The following is an 18,968-nucleotide window of genomic DNA, read 5'->3' as shown; positions in this document are numbered from 1 at the left end:
TGATTTACAAATAATTTAAGAATACTAATAAAGAATTATTTGAAACCATTATTGAGTTTTATTATCAACTAATACTTCAATATCGTTAAACAATTTTTTAAAATTAATTTCATGGTTTTCTAAACCTTTGAATTTTTTAATAATAAATGGCACGTATCCCTTTAATGGATAGTTCGTTTTTATTTTGTATGTTTGTTTTAATCGTAATTTCTACTTATGGAAAAATTAAACTACAATAAAATATTAAATTTAACTTTATCTGTTTTACTTAAACAAACCTCTGATTCACACATTGAATATAATGACCTTTTTTCGAGAAATGCAGTTTTAATAAATTTATCAAATAGAGATAAACTTGCTGTTATTCAAAAATTAGTTAAAGATGGTTATGCTTCACGGTTTGAAACTATCGATAAAGATATTTTTAGATATTACATTACTGTTGAAGGCATTTTATTTATAAATTCTGATGGTTATATTTCTAAAGAAAATAAAGAACTTCAATTAAAACTTTGGCTTTACACAAAAAATGTATTATTAGTTTTAGGAACTGTTTCTGCCTTTATATTAGCCGTTTTCGAAATCAACGAAAAAATTCATCCCAAAGAAACTTCAATTGAATGCAGAATGCTATTACACCAACAACAATTCCCAAATAACACAATCCTAAAAGAATATAAATCGCCCATTCAGGGGCATTGTTCCAAGGTGTGTCGCCCAAAATAGAAAACATAAAAGCAGATAGACTACTCGTTCCCATACGCTATATTTTTAATTTGTTGAGAACTTTGGGCTTTCCAATGTTCTAATTCTTTTTCTTGAAATAGTGCGTTTTTTAGAAACTTCTCCAACTCGTTTCCTTTGAAATTACGGTTGTTAAATTTCCATTCAAACTCAATTAAATAAAGGGGTAGATACTTTTTGCTAACAGATTTAAAACTTCCTTTGATTCCGTTTTTAACATAACTCCAAAAACCCTCTATTGTGTTGATATGCACTATTCCTTTGCTATATTGTTTTGAGTGAATTACAACAAGCCTCTCGATGTAGGTTTATAATTCATTGTAAGACCTGAATCCATCAGTCATCAAAATTGAGTTATCACTTTTGGCGTTTGACTTCAACATATATAGCAAATTTCTTTTGGTTAGTTTTTCAATAATCTTTGTTTTTACATTTCCTTGTCGCTGAACCATTCCCACGACCGAAACTTTATTTGTTCCTCGTCCTCTTTTTAATGTTGTTTGTGCTAAACTTACGTTGTCGTCTGAAATGGTATGGTTTTTTCGGGCTTTGCCTCCAAAATAGCTTTCATCCATTTCTATAATTCCGTTCAACTTTGTTTCTGGCATCAACATTCCTATCCTTACTCTCATACAGGCATAATAAGCCGTCTTATAAGTAACTCCAAGATTACGTTCTATTTCCTTTGCCGATATACTACTTTTTGCATTAAGCATCAAAGTAATAATCTGAAACCATTTAGGTAATTCCATTCGGGTTTCCTCGAATATTGCACCCACTATAACAGAGAATGACTTGTTACAGTTTTTGCAGGAGTACCGCCCCTGTTCGGATTTTATCGTTTTTACGTTGTTTGAGTCACAAAAAGTGCATCTTACGTTCTTACCCCAACGCAATTGTTCCAGTAATTTCAAGCATTTTGCCTGTGTGTTGTAATTTTTATTTACTTCTATTAAATTCATTACTTTTGCTTTTATTTATAATACTTTACAAGGTATTAATTTCCATTAAAGGGATAGGTGCTTAATAAATTGAATTTTTGCATTATAAATAAAAAACATATTGTCAATTAAATCCTCTCTTAATTTAATTCCATATTCGTTCTTATCCTTTCCTTCTCTTTTAGAAAAACAAAGATTATTTATTTTATCTAAATTCAAATAATAAAAACTAAATATTGAATATATTTCTTGCATTTTAACATCAATATCCTCCTTTTTTAAAGTAGAATAATTAACTTCTTTGCTTTCTTTTGTATAAATATTAAATGTTTCAATTATTGCTTGTATACCATTAAAATTTCTCTTCGAATTAGGTTTTGTATATTCTGAAAAAGTGAAAAAATAATTATTAATTTCATTACTTATCAAATTAATCTTGTCAGAATATTTTTTATATAAAAAATCATCAAACTCTTTATTACTTTGATCAATAAATTGTTGTCTTATTTCGTCATTAGCTTGTTTTTGAATATAAAATGCTAAAAAGGTTACAAAAGAAGCAGCAATCGCAATCAAAGGATTTAATATTCCTCCAATTGCATCACCAACTACTCCAAAATTTTCAGGCTTATTATCTAAATACAATAGTTGAAAAAAAATTATTGCAAATCCAAAAATTGAAACTCCTATTAAAACAAAACTTGTTAAGGTAACTTTATTTATATATTTCTCGTTTTTTGCAAACTCCATACTCATATAATTTTATTGTGTAAACATAACAAAACTTTACAATTTGAAATTATAATAAAGCTTTAATTCTCATTATCTTTGCAAAGATTTTTTAAAATAAATTTCGTTAATCTTAAAATAAAAAAATATGTATCCAGAAGAAATGGTAAAACCAATGCAGGCAGAATTAACAGCTGTAGGTTTTCAAGATTTACATAATGCGGAAGACGTTACTAATGCAATTAAAGCTGAAGGCACAACATTCGTAGTAGTAAATTCTGTTTGTGGTTGTGCTGCAAGAAATGCACGTCCAGGAGCAGCAATGAGTTTAGAAGGTGCTAAAAAACCAGATCATTTAATCACGGTTTTTGCAGGAGTTGATAAAGATGCGGTAAATGCGGCAAGAGAACAAATGTTTCCTTTTCCTCCATCTTCGCCAAGTATGGCTTTGTTCAAAAACGGAGAATTAGTTCACATGTTAGAGCGTCACCACATCGAAGGTCGTCCAGCGGAATTAATCGCTGAGAACTTAAAAGATGCTTTCAACGAATATTGCTAATCAGCAAAAAACATAAATTAATTAAATGAGATGCAAATTGCATCTCATTTTTTTTTTGATCTTTTCTGAACTTTGTTCATTCTTTATGACTTTTTGTTTAATTTATTTACTTTTGCAAAAATATTTTTCTACAACTTAAACCGTTTATAGCATGCAACTGTACAACACCTTAAGCGCAGAAGAAAGAGCCGAACTGATTGATCAAGCGGGTAAACAACGCCTTACGTTGTCTTTCTATGCGTATGCCAAAATTCAAGATCCCAAAAAATTTCGCGACGATTTATTTATAGCCTGGAACGCACTCGATGCATTGGGTCGAATTTACGTAGCTCACGAAGGAATTAATGCTCAAATGAGTGTTCCTGCCGAAAATATCGAAGCTTTCCGTGAAACTTTGGAAGCCTATGATTTTATGAAAGGCATTCGCTTGAATGTAGCCGTAGATCAAGACGATCATTCCTTTTTAAAACTAACAATTAAAGTGCGTCACAAGATTGTTGCTGACGGTCTGAACGACGATACTTTTGATGTGACCAATATTGGAGTTCACTTGAAAGCCAAGGAATTCAACGAAATTTTGGAAGATCCCAACACCATAGTAGTCGATTTCAGAAATCACTACGAAAGTGAGGTAGGACATTTTAAAAATGCGATTACTCCAGATGTGGAAACGTTCAGAGAAAGCCTGCCAATAATAAACGAACAACTTCAAAATCACAAAGAAGACAAAAATCTGGTAATGTATTGCACTGGAGGAATTCGTTGCGAAAAAGCCAGTGCTTATTTCAAACATCAGGGATTCAAAAATGTTTTTCAATTAGAAGGTGGCATCATCAATTACGCTAAACAAATTCAAGAAGAAGGATTGGAGAGCAAGTTTATCGGAAAGAATTTTGTTTTCGATAATCGTCTGGGCGAAAGAATTACTGATGATATTGTTTCCCAATGCCACCAATGCGGAAAACCTTGCGACAACCACACCAATTGTGAAAATGATGGATGTCATCTATTATTTATCCAATGTGACGAATGTAAATCGGCTATGGAGAACTGCTGTTCTACCGAATGTTTGGAAATTATTCACATGCCATTGGTCGATCAAGTACGATTGAGAACTGGAAAGCAAGTGGGAAATAAAGTCTTCAGAAAAGGAAAATCGGAAAGTTTAAAATTCAAACATTCTGGAGAATTGTCAGATGTAGCTTTAGGCTCTGCCCCAAAACCAACCGATATTCGACAAAAAATAAAAGTCAAAAAAGTATTAGTCGGTAAAGCTGAACATTATTATGTAAAAGCACAAGTAGGACTTTTTACTATCGAAAATCAGGAATTGAACACAGGTGATACCATCTTAATTTCAGGACCAACAACTGGAAATCAAGAATTGATTTTAGAAAAAATTATGGTCAACGGAACTGAAAATACTATTGCCCGAAAAGGAGATCGAATTACATTTGAAGTTCCTTTTAGAATTCGATTATCCGATAAATTGTATAAAATTTTGAAGGATTAATAATTTCATTTTACACCATAAAAAAACCTATTTCATTCAAACTGTAATAGGTTTTTTTAGTTTACAATAGCTACATTTGTTAAAACACATTTAGTTAATATTATGGAGGATGATTTGAAAAAGTTTGTTCTATATACAGCACCAAGCGGAGAAATCCGTGTTGATGTCTTGTTGCAAAATGAATCGGTGTGGTTAACTCAAAAAGCAATAGCAGAATTATTTGGCGTGCAAGTACCTGCTATAAGTAAACATTTTAAAAATATTTTTGAGGAGGGAGAATTAGTCGAATCTTCAGTTATTTCCAAAATGGAAACAACTGCTTCTGATGATAAAAATTACATTACAAATTATTATAACCTCGACGCCATAATTTCGGTTGGCTACCGAGTAAACTCTACCAAAGCCACACAATTCCGGATTTGGGCAACTCAAACTTTAAGAGAATATATTATAAAAGGTTTTGTTTTAGATGACAATCGTTTGAAACAAGGTCAGGCTATTTTTGGTAAAGATTATTTTAAAGAATTACTACAAAGAGTTCGTTCGATTAGGGCGAGTGAAAGAAGAATTTACCAGCAAGTAACGGATATTTTTGCCGAATGTAGTATTGACTATAACAACAATTCCGATATTACTAAAAATTTCTATGCCACAGTTCAGAATAAATTTCATTTTGCCATAACTGGTAATACAGCTGCCGAAATCATTTTTAAAACTGCCGATGCCCAAAAAGAAAATATGGGATTGACTACCTGGAAAAACAGGCCTAACGGAAGAGTCTTGAAATCGGATGTAGTTGTTGCTAAAAATTATTTGCAGGAAAAAGAAATTAAACAATTGGAGCGAACCGTAACAGGATATTTTGATTACATTGAAGGATTGATAGAACGGGAAAATACTTTTACAATGGAACAATTAGCTGAAAGTGTCAATAAATTTCTAAACTTTAATGATTATAAAGTTTTGGAAGGATTATAAAGTTTTGGAAGGAAAAGGAAAAATTTCTAAAATTCAAGCTGACAAAAAAGCAATTATTGAATATGAAGTCTTCAATAAAACACAAAAAATAATTTCTGATTTCGATAAAGAAATTAAAAAATTAAAGTAGAAAAACTCCATTTTTTTAGTATAATTTTATGATGTTTTGCCATTTTCACCACTTGTAACATAAACCAAAAAAATACTATCTTTACCCATTAAACGTTTTAAGAACTTAAATTGCTTTTATAGCAATACTACATATATTACTATGGCATGTACAAGTTGTTCAACTTCTGATGGTAGCGCACCAAAGGGTTGCAAAAATAATGGGACTTGCGGCACCGATAGCTGCAACAAATTAACGGTTTTCGACTGGCTTTCGAATATGAGTTTACCTAATGGCGAGGCTCCTTTTGACTGTGTCGAAGTACGTTTCAAGAACGGAAGAAAAGAATTTTACCGCAATACCGAAAAACTGACTTTAAGCATCGGAGATATCGTGGCTACCGAAGCTTCTCCAGGACACGACATTGGAATTGTGACACTGACAGGAGAGTTGGTTCGCATTCAAATGAAGAAAAAATCAGTGAATCCTGCTAGTGCAGACGTAGCTAAAATATACCGAAAAGCATCTCAAAAAGACATCGATATTTGGTCAACTGCTCGCGATAAAGAAGAACCAATGAAAGTTCGTGCTAGAGAATTGGCAATCGCCCAAAAACTAGAAATGAAAATTTCGGATATCGAATTTCAAGGCGATGGATCGAAAGCTACTTTTTATTACACTGCCAATGACAGAGTCGATTTTAGGCTTTTGATTAAAGATTTTGCCAAAGAATTCAGCACCAGAGTCGAGATGAAACAAGTGGGTCTTCGTCAGGAAGCAGCTCGTTTGGGAGGAATTGGATCTTGCGGAAGAGAATTGTGCTGTTCTACTTGGTTAACTGATTTTAGAAGCGTAAATACCTCGGCAGCACGTTACCAGCAATTGTCCTTGAACCCACAAAAACTGGCGGGTCAATGCGGAAAATTGAAGTGTTGTTTGAATTATGAATTGGATACTTATATGGATGCCTTGAAAGGTTTTCCAAGTATGGACACCAAATTAGTGACCGAAAAAGGCGATGCTGTTTGCCAAAAACAAGATATTTTTAAAGGCTTAATGTGGTTCGCTTACACTAGTGATTATGCGAATTGGCACATGCTAAAAATTGAGCAAGTAAACGAAATCATTGCCGAAAACAAACTCAAAAACAAAGTAGCAGCTTTGGAAGATTACTCTATAGAAGTAGTTCAGGAACCAGAAAAACACTTTAACAATGCTATGGGTCAGGAAAGTTTAACCCGTTTTGACCAACCTAAAAAGAAGAAAAAACCAAACAAAAAACGCAAATTAGGCGGAGAAAATGTGATTGTTGCCAATTCTAATCCAACAAACCCAAATAATCCGAACAGTAACAAGCAAAATCAGTCTAAACCAAATAGACCAAGCAATAATCGTCCAAACAACAACAATCGTCAAGTTTCAAACGAAAAGAAAGCACCTGCTCCAAAATCGACCGAACCAAGAAAACCCATAATCATTAAAAAAAATGAGACTAAAGAATAGCATCTTACTACTTTTAGTGGCGATTCTCTTTTTTTCTTGTGACAAAAAAAGAGTTTTTGACGAATATAAAACCGTAGGAACCGCTTGGAACAAAGACAGTATTGTAAGCTTCGATTTACCTGAATTAGATTCTACAAAACGATACAATTTATTCGTAAATTTGAGAGACAACAACGATTATCCATTCAACAATCTCTTTTTGATTGTGGCTCTCGAAATGCCAAACGGATTTACAAAAGTAGATACGCTAGAATACCAAATGGCAGAACCTGACGGAACACTTTTAGGCGATGGTTTTTCGGACATCAAAGAAAGTAAACTCTTTTATAAAGAAAAAGTACGCTTTAGAGGAAAATACAAAGTACACATCAAACACGCCGTTCGAGAAAACGGAAAAGTTCCAGGAATCAAAGAATTAGACGGAATAACAGATGTAGGTTTTAGAATAGAAAAAATAGATTAAGACATAATTATGGCTACTAAAAAAAACAATAATCAAGAAAAAGACATCAATTACTACAAAGGAAAATTCTGGAAAATTTTCTTTTATGGATTGGGAGGCATCATGGTATTTTTCTTATTTGCCTCATGGGGACTTTTTGGTTCTATGCCTTCATTCGAAGATTTAGAAAATCCAGATTCTAATTTGGCTACCGAAATCATCTCGTCAGACGGAGTGATTTTAGGTAAATATTTTCAAAAAAACAGGTCACAATTAAAATATTCTGACCTTCCAAAAAACCTAGTAGATGCTTTGGTAGCTACCGAAGATGCTCGTTTTTACGAACATTCAGGAATTGACGGAAGAGGAACTTTAAGAGCCATTGCCAGCATGGGAACCAGCGGAGGAGCTAGTACCTTGACCCAACAATTAGCCAAACAATTATTCCACGGTGAAGGTTCTCGATTCCTGCCTTTTAGAATTGTTCAAAAGATAAAAGAATGGATTATTGCCATCCGATTAGAAAGACAATACACCAAAAACGAAATTCTAGCCATGTATTGCAATGTTTATGATTTCAATAATTCATCCGTTGGAGTAAGTTCAGCCGCAAAAACCTATTTTTCGAAAGAACCTAAAGATTTAACCATTGACGAATCGGCTATATTAGTCGGAATGTTCAACAACTCTTCCTTATACAATCCGGTTAGAAATCCAGAAGGAGTGAAAAACAGAAGAAATGTTGTGCTTTCGCAAATGGAAAAAGCCAAGATTATTTCAAAATCTCAAAAAGAGCAATTACAAAGTCTGCCTATAAAATTAAACTTCAAATTAGAAAGTCACCGCGAAGGAACAGCTACTTATTTCAGAGAATACTTGCGTGACTATTTGAAAAAATGGGCAGAAGAAAATAAAAAACCCGATGGATCAGATTATGACATCTACAAAGACGGTCTAAAAATTTACACAACGATAGATTCCAGAATGCAATTGCATGCCGAAGAAGCTGTAGAAAAACACATGGCCAACTTGCAAGAACAATTTTTTATTGAAGCCAAAGACAATAAAAACGCACCATTTGTAAGCATTACCGAAGCCGAAACCCAACGCATCCTCAAACAAGCCATGAAAGCTTCTTACCGTTGGACTGTAATGACCGAAATGGAAAAAAGCGAAGAGGAGATCATAGCTTCTTTTAGCAAAAAAACAAAAATGAAAGTCTTCACTTGGAAAGGCGAAAGAGATACGATTATGACTCCTTTGGATTCGATTCGTTACTACAAACACTTCCTGCAATCAGGACTTATGGCTATGGAACCACAAACTGGTAACATCAAAGCTTGGGTGGGCGGAATCAATTACAAATATTTTCAATACGATCACGTAGGGCAAGGAGCCAGACAAGTAGGTTCAACATTCAAACCTTTTGTTTATGCCACTGCTATCGAACAACTCGGAATGTCTCCTTGCGACACCATTGTTGATGGACCATTTATGATTCGCAAAGGACGTCATCACGTAACCGAAGATTGGGAACCAAGAAACTCGGATAATAGATACCGTGGAATGGTTACTTTAAAACAAGGATTGGCGAATTCTATCAACACCATTTCTGCCAAATTGATTGACAAAACCAGTCCAGAAGCTGTTATCGAGTTGACCCATAAATTAGGAGTAAAATCCGAAATTCCTACTCAACCATCCATTGCATTAGGAGCTGTTGATATTACGGTAGAAGATATGGTTGCCGCTTACGGAACTTTTGCCAACCAAGGCGTTTATGTAAAACCACAATTTATTTCTAGAATCGAAGATAAAAGCGGAGTTGTCATTTTTGAACCCATTCCAGAATCGCACGATGTTTTGAACAAAGACATTGCTTTTGCTGTGATCAAATTACTCGAAGGCGTTACCGAAAGTGGCTCGGGTGCACGTTTGAGAACCGAAGGCGGAGGAAGTGGCGATAACCGTTGGACAGGCTATCCTTATTCTTTTAGAAATCCAATTGCAGGTAAAACAGGAACTACTCAAAATCAGTCTGACGGTTGGTTCGTAGGAATGGTTCCGAATCTAGTAACTGGAGTTTGGGTAGGATGTGAAGACCGTTCGGCACGTTTCAAAAGTTTAACTTATGGTCAAGGAGCAACAGCAGCCTTACCAGTTTGGGGTTATTTTATGAAGTTGTGTTATGATGATCCAAATCTTAAAGTCTCTAAAGAACCCTTTGACCGACCAGCCAATCTTTCTATAAAAGTAGATTGTTACACTCGCCCAGCAGCTGTTGTAAAAGACACTACAGCAGTAGAACAATCTACAGAAGAATTCGAATTTTAATTTCTAACAACCCTAACAGGTTTTTGAACCCTGTTAGGGTTAAGATTCAAAATCCAAAATGATCAACAAAAAAGTAAATACCGTTCAAGAAGCACTCGATGGAATCGAAAACGGAATGACACTCATGCTTGGTGGTTTCGGATTGTGCGGTATTCCTGAAAACGCCATTGCAGAATTGGTCAAAAAAGAAACCAAAAACCTCACCTGCATTTCTAACAATGCCGGAGTTGACGATTTTGGACTGGGATTACTTTTGCAAAAACACCAAATCAAAAAAATGATTTCTTCCTACGTGGGAGAAAATGCCGAATTCGAACGCCAAATGCTTTCGGGCGAACTCGAAGTAGAACTCATTCCGCAAGGCACTCTAGCCGAACGTTGCCGTGCAGCTCAAGCTGGAATTCCTGCTTTTTTCACTCCAGCTGGTTTCGGAACAGAAGTCGCCATTGGCAAAGAAACCCGAGAATTCAACGGAAAAATGCACCTCATGGAATTGGCTTTCCAAGCTGATTTTGCGATTGTAAAAGCTTGGAAAGGCGACACAGCAGGAAACCTCATCTTCAAGGGAACCGCCAGAAATTTCAATCCCTGTATGGCTGGAGCAGCCAAAATCACCATCGCCGAAGTTGAAGAATTAGTCGAAGCCGGAACACTAGACCCTAACCAAATTCATACTCCTGGAATATTTGTGCAACGTATCTTTCAAGGCGAGAAATACGAGAAGAGGATTGAGAAAAGGACTGTACAAGATAGGTAATAGTGGTCAGTTTTTAGTAATCAGTTATCAACAATACAGTCAAAAAAATACTTGAATATGAGAAAAATCATTCCAATAACAATAGTGCTATTAATTTTAATATTTGCATCATGTCAAAAAAAAAACAGTAATATATTAGATGGAAAAACTTTTATTGGATTTGAAGAAGATATATATTTTGACTCACCAAAGGAAACATTTCAGACAATATTAACTTTCAAAAATGACAGCGTATTAGTAATTAGAAATTCAATTTTGATAATTGAGAAAGACACTTTGAATTTCAAAAAATCGGAATATAGTTATCAGTACAAAGGAGTTGTAAAAAAAGAAAAAACTAATCTAGAATTTGTAGCATACGCATACAAATGTGAAGATTGTGGAGTTTTAGCTGAAGTAGATGAAAAAGGGAATATAAAAGACGTTTTAGAACAAAAAGTATACAAAGGCATTATCACTAAAAATGGATTAAATTTAAATGGGATTAATTTCAAACCTGAATAACCTTCAACCAAAAACTTAAATGCTCTTAAATCCTTTAATAGTTCAAAAAATATAAGTTTGAAAAGAAAACTTATATGACTTATATGTTTCAAAAAATAAAATTATGCTAACCAAAGAAGACATCGCCAAACGCATCGCTCAAGAAGTCAAAGACAAGTACTTTGTCAACCTCGGTATTGGTATTCCGACTTTGGTAGCCAATTATATCCCCGAAGGAATTGAAGTCGAATTTCAAAGTGAAAACGGCGTTCTCGGAATGGGACCTTTCCCTTTTGATGGCGAAGAAGACGCTGATTTAATCAACGCTGGAAAACAAACCATTACCACTTTAGATGGCGCATCTTTTTTTGATTCGGCAACCAGTTTCGGAATGATTCGTGGGCAACACGTCGATTTGACTATTCTTGGCGCAATGGAAGTTTCAGAAAATGGCGATATTGCTAACTGGAAAATTCCTGAAAAAATGGTCAAAGGAATGGGCGGTGCGATGGATTTAGTCGCTTCGGCCGAAAATATCATCGTGGCTATGATGCACGTGAACAAAGCGGGAGAATCTAAAATTCTTAAAAAATGTACTTTACCTTTAACAGGCGTTGGTTGTGTCAAAAAAATCGTAACCGAACTGGCTGTTTTGGAAGTAACTCCAAAAGGTTTCAAACTCGTGGAACGTGCGCCAGGCATTTCTGTAGAGCACATCATGGCTTCCACCGAAGCAACTTTAATTATCGAAGGTGGAATTCCAGAAATGGTGATTGGCTAATTTTCGCTAAAAAAACTCTTCACCTCTTTCAACCCGAGAAAATTTCAATTTAATTCTAAAAAAAAATGTGAATCGCTATATCTATTTTGCGAATCTCTGCGAAATAGCTTTTTAGGCAAAACTTTGTCTCATAAGTCTCAAACATTTCCTTAAATTTGCTACCGTTATTATAAAATTTAGCGTTTAAAAAATCAGGATATGTTACAAATTGCATTTATTAGAGAGAATCAGGAGAAAGTAATCAAGGCTTTGGCAAAAAGAAATATGGATGCCACAAGCGTTGTTCAAGAAGTGGTACAACTAGACGAAACCCGTCGTGCGACTCAAGTGGAGTTAGACAATACTTTAGCCGAATCTAATAAATTATCCAAAGATATTGGCGAATTAATGAAAAGTGGCGAAAAAGCAAAGGCGGCTATTCTTAAAGAAAAAACGGTTTTGTTAAAAGAAAAAAGCAAAGCTTTATCTGAATCTGCCGACCAATTGGCTGCTGATTTGTTAGAAAAACTATACACTTTACCCAATCTTCCCGCTGATATTGTTCCAGAAGGAAAAACGCCAGAGGAAAACCTAAATGTTTTTGAAGAAGGAGAAATTCCAGTTTTGCACGAAGGCGCTCAACCACATTGGGATTTGGTAAAAAAATACGATATCATCGATTTTGAATTAGGAAATAAAATTACGGGCGCAGGATTTCCGGTTTACAAAGGAAAAGGAGCCAAGTTACAACGTGCCTTAATCAATTATTTTTTAGATAAAAATACAGCTGCTGGTTACAATGAAGTTCAAGTACCACACATGGTCAACGAAGCTTCGGCTTATGGAACAGGGCAATTGCCAGACAAAGAAGGACAAATGTATCACGACAAAACCGATGATTTATACCTGATTCCAACGGCAGAAGTTCCAGTAACGAATTTGTTTCGTGACGTGATTTTATCCGAAAATGAATTACCTATTTTAACGACAGCCTATACACCTTGTTTCCGCCGTGAAGCGGGATCTTATGGCGCTCACGTTCGTGGATTGAACCGTTTGCACCAATTTGACAAAGTAGAAATCGTACGAGTGGAACATCCTGAAAAGTCTTATGAAGCCCTAGAAGGAATGGTAGAGCACGTAAAAAATATTTTGCAGGAATTGAAATTGCCATACAGAATATTGCGTCTTTGTGGTGGTGATATGGGTTTTGCATCCGCTTTGACTTATGATTTTGAAGTGTATTCTACAGCGCAGGAACGTTGGTTAGAAATTTCTTCTGTGTCTAACTTTGAAACTTTTCAGTCTAACCGATTAAAATTACGTTTTAAAGGCAAAGACGGAAAAACCCAATTGGCACACACCTTAAATGGAAGTTCATTGGCTTTACCAAGAGTTTTGGCTGGAATTCTAGAAAATTACCAAACTCCAGAAGGCATTGTAATTCCCGAGGTTTTGAGGGCATATTGTGGGTTTGATATTATAGATTAATTCCTTTCGAATGAAAAAAATAATTTTTGGTTTATTTTTTATTGAAATAATATTTACAAGTTTTAATTTTTTTGATAAAGTTAAAACCGAGAATTCATCTAAAATATCTGTTATAAACGATTCGTCAAAAGAAAAATTAGAGAATCAAGTTCAACAAATTCGAAAAGTTGTTCAGCAAAACCCAAAATACAATAAAGAAATTGCTTTTTTCATTGATATGAAAATTCCGTCTGGGAAGAATCGGTTTTTTGTTTATGATTTAAAGAAAGAAGTTATTTTAGATCAAGGTTTAGTGGCTCACGGTTCTGGATCAGAAACTGGAATTCAAGGAAAGCTAAAATTTAGCAATACCAATAATTCGTTGGCAACCTCATTAGGAAAATATTATATAGGCAATTTCTATATTGGTAAATTTGGCAAAGCTTATAAATTATACGGATTAGACAAAACCAATAGCAATGCCTTTGACAGAGCAGTTGTTTTGCATAAATATTTTGACGTTCCCTATGAAGAACAAGCTGATTATATTTGCAATAGTTATGGTTGCCCAATGGTAAACGAGAAATATTTTAAAAGAATAGAAAAGATAATTGATAGTTCTAAAACCAATATTCTTTTGGTTATTTACTATTAAAATTTCGAAATCAATGAAAAAACTCTTTCTACATATCGCCCTGTTTTTTTCATTGGTTTGTTTTTCGCAAAACGAGCAATTGGCGCAGTATTACTACGACAAGGGCGATTTCGAGAAAGCCAAAATCAGTTTCGAAGAATTACTAAAAAGCGCTCCTTACAACCAGCAGTATTTCCAAAAAACGGTTGACTGTTACCAGCAATTAAAGCAATTTGATCTAGCTGAAAAAGCCATTCAGGCACGATTGAATACATACAAACAAGGCAGTCTTTTGGTGGAATTGGGTTATAATTACCAGTTGCAAAAGAATGAAGCTTCCGCCAAAAAGCACTACGATCAAGCTATCGACAGAATCAAAAAAAATCCAAACGAGGTCTATGGAATTGCCAACTCTTTCGAAAGAAAAGTGTTGTTAGACTATGCCTTGAAATCTTATCAAACGGCAACGTCAATCGAGCCAAAATATAATTTCAATTATCAAATGGCGCAGTTGTACGGACAATTGGGAAACACCGAAATGATGATTGCTACTTTCTTGGACGAAGCGTATGCCAATCCCCCTAATTCGATACAAATCCAAAATCAACTGGCTCGTTTTATAGTTGAAGAAGGCGATGAAAACTTTAACGAAACCTTGCGAAAAGCATTAATCACAAGAGCGCAGAAGAATCAGGATGTTTTTTGGAACGAATATTTGAGCTGGTATTATGTACAGCAAAAAGAATTTGGCAAAGCTTTTATTCAAGAAAAAGCAGTTTATAAGCGCAATCCCGAATCGCTTTCTAGTATTGTCAATTTAGGGCAATTGGCTATTGAAGAAGACGATCCCGAAGCAGCGAAAGAAATTCTAGGATTTGTTCTAGAAAATACCAAAGATTTAGAATTACTGATTCAGGCGAATTCGTATTTGCTAGAGATGAAAATCGAAAAAGCGCAGGAAAAAGATTTTGCGTCCATCAACACAGAACTAACCAGTTTGTTAACGGAATATGGAATCAGCCCAATTAGTTTGCCTTTGCAGTTGATTCAGGCTCATTTCGTAGCTTTTAATTTGAAAAAACCCGAAGACGGAAAAGCTATTATCAAAAAAGCACTGACATTGCAATTGAATGGTTACGAAGAAGCTAAAGCCAAAATGGAATTGGCAGATATTTTCCTTTTTGAAGCGAAATTCAATCAAGCACTGATTTATTATTCGCAGATAGAAGAAAATTTAAAAAATGATGCCTTTGCTCACGAAGCAAGTTTGAAAGCGGCGAAAACCAGTTATTTTCAAGGGGATTTTGTTTGGGCATCGAAACAATTTAAAGAATTAAAATCGGCGAGTACACAATTGATTGCCAATGATGCTCTGGAATATTTTCTTTTAATTAGCGACAACACCGTTGCCGATTCGACTCAAACGGCTTTGAAACAATTTGCCAAAGGCGATTTTCTGTTGTATCAAAATAGAAACAAGGAAGCAGAAACTCAATTTCTTTCCATTTTGAAAAGTTTCAAAGGACAAGAAATCGAAGCAGTTACATCATTACGTCTGGGTCAAGTTTATGAAAAACAAGGTGAATACAATTTGGCTTTAAGCCAATATCAAAATATTATCAACCATCATGTAGATGGAATTTATGTTGATGAAGCTTTATTCTTTTCGGCAGAAATTGAAAATAAAAAATTACAACAGCCCGAAAAAGCAAAACTGCTTTATGAAAAAATAATTTTCAATCATCAGGACAGTATTTACTTTGTCGAAGCCCGAAAAGAATACCGTCAACTGCGGGGAGATAAGAATCTTTAAAAAGGTTAATCGGTTAACTGTTTATTTGGTTAACCGAATTAATGATTAAACAAATAACCAAATTAACAGCAAAATGATTATTTACAACGTTACCACAAACATACACGAAAGCGTTCACGACAAATGGATGATTTGGATGCAACACAAACACATACCAGAAATGATAGCCACGGGGAAATTTGTTTCGGCAAAAATGGCTAGAGTTTTAATTGAAGAAGAAATGGGCGGCGTTACATATTCTGTCCAATATGCAACCGACAGCAAGGAAACTTTACAAAGATATTATTTGGAAGATGCACCTGCATTACGTGAAGAAGGAGTGAAATTATTTGGAGACAAAATGCTCTCTTTCAGGACGGAATTGGAAGTGATTTCGGAGCATTAAAACAGCTGTGTTATAGCCAATTTAAAATGCAATAAAAGTGATCTTTTCTAAATTTTGGATAGAAATAGAATCAAGAAACCATTTCTTTTTTGTCACATCATAACACAATAAAGTTTGCTATCAAAAATTAACTTACACATTTGAGATTTAAGTAATGAGAACAAAATAGTGTCTTTTTTTTAACATATAAGTACATTTAAGTTTTTGATTGAATGGTTTATGTGAACTTATATGGCTTATATGGTAAAATTAAATTTTTAACTGTTTGAAACACGCCAATAATTAATTCCTTTTACTTACTTCTTTAACGTTATATTCTAAATTTGACAAAATCAGATGAATGGTTTCTAAAAAAAACCTATCTTTGATTCAATCCCAATTGAATATAATGAACGGAACCTTAAATAAAGTTATGCTAATCGGTTATCTTGGTGATGATGTGAAGATGCATTATTTTGAAGGAGGCAATTGCATTGGAAGATTTTCTTTGGCTACAAACGAAGTCTATATCAACAAAACCACCAACGAAAAAATAACGTCCACCGAATGGCATAATTTAGTGGTTCGTAATAAAGCTGCTGAAATTTGTGAAAAATATTTATCAAAAGGAGATAAAATTTATGTTGAAGGACGCATAAAATCACGTCAATGGCAATCTGAAGATGGTGCTACCAAACACACCGTTGAGATTCAAGTAACCGAATTTACTTTTTTATCAACCAAAAAAGGAAATGAAGACCACAAATCTATTCCAAATCCAGAGGTTGAAAAAAACCCTAACTTTGACTCACAAAATAACGGTTTGCCTATAAATGACCTACCGTTTTGATTGTTTAACTAATCTGTTTTAATTTGGATCCGGAACCCAGTTTTCTTTTAGCAACTACTTTAGATATTCATTTAATATTAGGTTTTCTAGCCATTTTTGTGTTGCTGTTTTGTTCCGCATTAGTTTCTGGTGCTGAAGTAGCTTTTTTTTCATTGTCACAAAAAGACATCGATGATAGCTTGCAAGAGCATCCTTCCAAAGGAAAAATTATTTCTAGATTACTCGAAAAACCAAAAAAATTACTCGCAACACTTCTTGTTGCCAGTAATTTTGCCAATATAGGAGTGGTGATTTTATTCTCTTTTATTGGTCAAAATTTATTTTCAGCCATCAGTTCACCCGCTTTGAAATTTAGTTTAGAAGTACTAGTCATTACTTTTTTAATCTTACTTTTTGGCGAAGTTTTACCAAAAGTCTATGCCAGCAGAAATAGCAGCCAGTTTGCAAGAAGAGTTGCTGTTCCGGTGGCAATTTTAGATAAATTGCTTTCGCCAATAAGTTTGCCCATGCGTAAACTAACTTTATATTTGCATGATAAATTAGGAAAACAAAAAACGAATTTTTCAGTCGATCAATTGTCGCAAGCATTGGAACTGACTGATTCGGATGAAAGTTCGTCTGAAGAACAAAAAATATTGGAAGGAATCGTGTCTTTCGGAAACACCGACGCCAAACAAGTAATGAGTCCGAGAATGGATATTTTTGCATTAGAAATCGAAGAATCTTTCCAAACCATTTATTCGAAAATTGTAGAGAAAGGTTTTTCCAGAATTCCAGTGTACCGAGATAATATAGACCAAATAGAAGGCGTTTTGTTTGTGAAAGATTTGCTTCGGCACATTGACAAAGAAGAATTTGACTGGAAAACATTGATTCGAGAACCATTTTTTATTCCTGAAAACAAAAAAATCGACAATTTGCTCAAGGATTTTCAAAACATGAAAAGCCATTTAGCCATTGTAGTCGATGAATACGGCGGAACATCGGGACTGGTTTCATTAGAAGATATTATCGAAGAAATTGTGGGTGATATCAGTGATGAATTTGATGGAGAGAATGTCAATTTTTCTAAAATAGACGACAAGAATTATCTTTTTGAAGGAAAAACAAATCTCAAAGATTTCTATAGAGTTATCGATGTGGACGAAGAACTATTTGAAGCCACAAAAGGCGAAGCCGAAACGCTAGCTGGTTTTATTCTGGAAGTTCTGGGGAATTTTCCAAAAAAAGATCAGAAAATTGGATTCGAAAATTGCACCTTTACCATCGAATCTGTTGATAAAAAACGCATAAAACAAATAAAAGTCACCATTGAATAAATATAAAATGCCAACAAAACAACTTACTATTTTTTCTCTTTTAGCGCTGATATTTTCTCTTTTTAGCTGTAAAGACGAAGTTTTACCAAAACCATCTGGCTATTTGAGATTGGATTATCCTGTGGCAAAATATGCCAATTTCGAAAACAACTGTCCGTTTACTTTTGAGATGAATTCGGATGCGATTATCAAAGGGGAAAAAGATTGTGGATTTACCATCACCTATCCAAAAATGAAAGCCACAATTTATTTGACCTACAAACCTGTGGATCAAAACATAGACAAATTATTGCGAGATGCTCAAAAACTGACGTATGAACACGTGATAAAAGCCGATGATATTTTAGAACAACCTTATTTGAATCCTGACAAAAAAGTCTATGGAATGTTTTATCAAGTGGATGGAAATGCCGCTACCAATTCACAGTTTTATGTGACGGACAGCACAAAACATTTTGTTACAGGCTCTGTTTATTTCTATGCCAAACCGAATTACGACTCTATAATGCCTGCAGCCAGTTACATCAAAAATGATATGCAAAGGTTGATGGAAACGTTGAAGTGGAAGTGATTAAAAGCGTTATCAAAAAAAAATTCCCAAATCGCTTTGGGAATTTTTTTATAGCAAAAACAATGATCGATAATCAACTCAATCTTTCTTGTTTG

18 protein-coding genes and 1 pseudogene are annotated in these 18,968 nt (G+C 34.4%); 17 read left to right on the top strand and 2 right to left on the bottom strand.

Annotated features, from left to right (window positions below; translation table 11 throughout):
• The first annotated feature begins 216 nt into the window (after window positions 1-216).
• Complete coding sequence (locus OZP15_RS02560; protein ID WP_269226932.1) at window positions 217-726, top strand: hypothetical protein; 510 nt, start codon at window positions 217-219, stop codon at window positions 724-726.
• A 20-nt stretch (window positions 727-746) separates the two neighbouring features.
• Here the strand turns inward: OZP15_RS02560 and OZP15_RS02555 are convergent.
• Together OZP15_RS02555 and OZP15_RS02550 are read right to left on the bottom strand one after the other, a co-directional pair.
• Window positions 747-1,706: pseudogene (locus tag OZP15_RS02555) on the bottom strand (IS1595 family transposase).
• Window positions 1,707-1,751: 45 nt separating this feature from the next.
• Window positions 1,752-2,435: a hypothetical protein gene (locus OZP15_RS02550; protein ID WP_281336919.1), complete on the bottom strand. Its 684-nt coding sequence runs from the start codon at window positions 2,433-2,435 to the stop codon at window positions 1,752-1,754.
• Between the two features lie 127 nt (window positions 2,436-2,562).
• Between OZP15_RS02550 and OZP15_RS02545 the strand changes: the two genes are divergently transcribed.
• The 16 genes from OZP15_RS02545 (at window position 2,563) to gldD (ending at window position 18,873) form a co-directional block, all read left to right on the top strand.
• A complete protein-coding gene (locus tag OZP15_RS02545) occupies window positions 2,563-2,973 on the top strand; it encodes a BrxA/BrxB family bacilliredoxin (RefSeq protein ID WP_281336918.1) in 411 nt (136 codons plus the stop codon).
• 151 nt (window positions 2,974-3,124) lie between these two features.
• A complete protein-coding gene (gene trhO / locus OZP15_RS02540; RefSeq protein ID WP_281336917.1) occupies window positions 3,125-4,486 on the top strand; it encodes an oxygen-dependent tRNA uridine(34) hydroxylase TrhO in 1,362 nt (453 codons plus the stop codon).
• 102 nt (window positions 4,487-4,588) lie between these two features.
• Window positions 4,589-5,464 (top strand): virulence RhuM family protein, encoded by an 876-nt coding sequence (locus OZP15_RS02535; RefSeq protein WP_269226930.1) that lies wholly within the window; start codon window positions 4,589-4,591, stop codon window positions 5,462-5,464.
• A 271-nt stretch (window positions 5,465-5,735) separates the two neighbouring features.
• Window positions 5,736-7,076, top strand: a complete 1,341-nt coding sequence (locus OZP15_RS02530) for a PSP1 domain-containing protein (protein WP_269226928.1) — start codon at window positions 5,736-5,738, stop codon at window positions 7,074-7,076.
• On the top strand, window positions 7,060-7,539 hold the full coding sequence (locus OZP15_RS02525; protein WP_281336916.1) for a gliding motility lipoprotein GldH: 480 nt from the start codon (window positions 7,060-7,062) through the stop codon (window positions 7,537-7,539). The genes OZP15_RS02530 and OZP15_RS02525 overlap by 17 nt, the downstream gene beginning before the upstream one ends.
• A gap of 9 nt (window positions 7,540-7,548) precedes the next feature.
• Window positions 7,549-9,852: a penicillin-binding protein 1A gene (locus OZP15_RS02520; protein WP_269226927.1), complete on the top strand. Its 2,304-nt coding sequence runs from the start codon at window positions 7,549-7,551 to the stop codon at window positions 9,850-9,852.
• Window positions 9,853-9,910: 58 nt separating this feature from the next.
• Window positions 9,911-10,609 (top strand): CoA transferase subunit A, encoded by a 699-nt coding sequence (locus tag OZP15_RS02515; protein ID WP_269226926.1) that lies wholly within the window; start codon window positions 9,911-9,913, stop codon window positions 10,607-10,609.
• Between the two features lie 57 nt (window positions 10,610-10,666).
• Window positions 10,667-11,113 (top strand): hypothetical protein, encoded by a 447-nt coding sequence (locus tag OZP15_RS02510; RefSeq protein ID WP_269226925.1) that lies wholly within the window; start codon window positions 10,667-10,669, stop codon window positions 11,111-11,113.
• Window positions 11,114-11,216: 103 nt separating this feature from the next.
• Window positions 11,217-11,873, top strand: coding sequence for a CoA transferase subunit B (locus OZP15_RS02505; protein WP_281336915.1), 657 nt, complete (start codon window positions 11,217-11,219; stop codon window positions 11,871-11,873).
• 198 nt (window positions 11,874-12,071) lie between these two features.
• Window positions 12,072-13,343 (top strand): serine--tRNA ligase, encoded by a 1,272-nt coding sequence (gene serS / locus OZP15_RS02500; protein ID WP_281336914.1) that lies wholly within the window; start codon window positions 12,072-12,074, stop codon window positions 13,341-13,343.
• Between the two features lie 10 nt (window positions 13,344-13,353).
• Window positions 13,354-13,977 carry a murein L,D-transpeptidase catalytic domain-containing protein gene (locus OZP15_RS02495; protein WP_269226923.1) on the top strand — a complete coding sequence of 208 codons (624 nt, stop codon included), beginning with the start codon at window positions 13,354-13,356 and terminating at the stop codon, window positions 13,975-13,977.
• A gap of 13 nt (window positions 13,978-13,990) precedes the next feature.
• Entirely contained in the window at window positions 13,991-15,769 is a 1,779-nt protein-coding gene (locus OZP15_RS02490) for a tetratricopeptide repeat protein (RefSeq protein ID WP_281336913.1), read from the top strand.
• Window positions 15,770-15,842: 73 nt separating this feature from the next.
• Entirely contained in the window at window positions 15,843-16,154 is a 312-nt protein-coding gene (locus OZP15_RS02485) for a DUF4286 family protein (protein WP_269226922.1), read from the top strand.
• 388 nt (window positions 16,155-16,542) lie between these two features.
• Window positions 16,543-16,983: a single-stranded DNA-binding protein gene (locus OZP15_RS02480; protein ID WP_281337499.1), complete on the top strand. Its 441-nt coding sequence runs from the start codon at window positions 16,543-16,545 to the stop codon at window positions 16,981-16,983.
• Window positions 16,984-17,006: 23 nt separating this feature from the next.
• Window positions 17,007-18,302, top strand: coding sequence for a gliding motility-associated protein GldE (locus OZP15_RS02475; protein ID WP_281336912.1), 1,296 nt, complete (start codon window positions 17,007-17,009; stop codon window positions 18,300-18,302).
• A gap of 7 nt (window positions 18,303-18,309) precedes the next feature.
• Window positions 18,310-18,873: a gliding motility lipoprotein GldD gene (gene gldD, locus OZP15_RS02470; RefSeq protein WP_269226920.1), complete on the top strand. Its 564-nt coding sequence runs from the start codon at window positions 18,310-18,312 to the stop codon at window positions 18,871-18,873.
• The last annotated feature ends 95 nt before the right edge of the window (window positions 18,874-18,968 follow it).

The organism is Flavobacterium eburneipallidum, assembly GCF_027111355.2.
GTDB lineage: Bacteria > Bacteroidota > Bacteroidia > Flavobacteriales > Flavobacteriaceae > Flavobacterium > Flavobacterium eburneipallidum.
The sequence above is the reverse complement of the archived record's forward strand: the minus strand, read 5'-3'. Positions and strand labels throughout refer to the sequence as shown.